Genomic DNA, 229 nt, shown 5'->3' on the forward strand with positions numbered 1-229 from the left:
CGTAGACGCCGCGCGTGCCGCGCAGCGCCTACGTCACCGACGATCGCGGATACGCCATCGCGCGGAGCTCGACGTGCGGGACGATGCTGACGGAGCTGGGCGCGTCGTCGACGCTCTCCGCCGCGCGCGACGCCGCCTCGACCTCGCTCACTTGCACGAGCTGCACGTCGACCTTCGACTGCGCGCCTTGATCGATCGTCACGCTGCGCTCGACGGCGCGGAACCCCTT

Annotated in this window: 1 protein-coding gene; it reads right to left on the reverse strand. The window is 71.2% G+C overall.

Annotated elements, in window-relative coordinates; genetic code table 11:
* Positions 1-28: 28 nt before the first annotated feature.
* On the reverse strand, positions 29-229 hold a 201-nt coding region (locus tag RMT89_RS45800), incomplete at its 5' end, for a hypothetical protein (RefSeq protein WP_315889661.1).

Origin of the sequence: Streptomyces sp. P17, from assembly GCF_032436805.1 — a bacterium.
Taxonomy (GTDB): Bacteria; Actinomycetota; Actinomycetes; order Streptomycetales; family Streptomycetaceae; genus Streptomyces.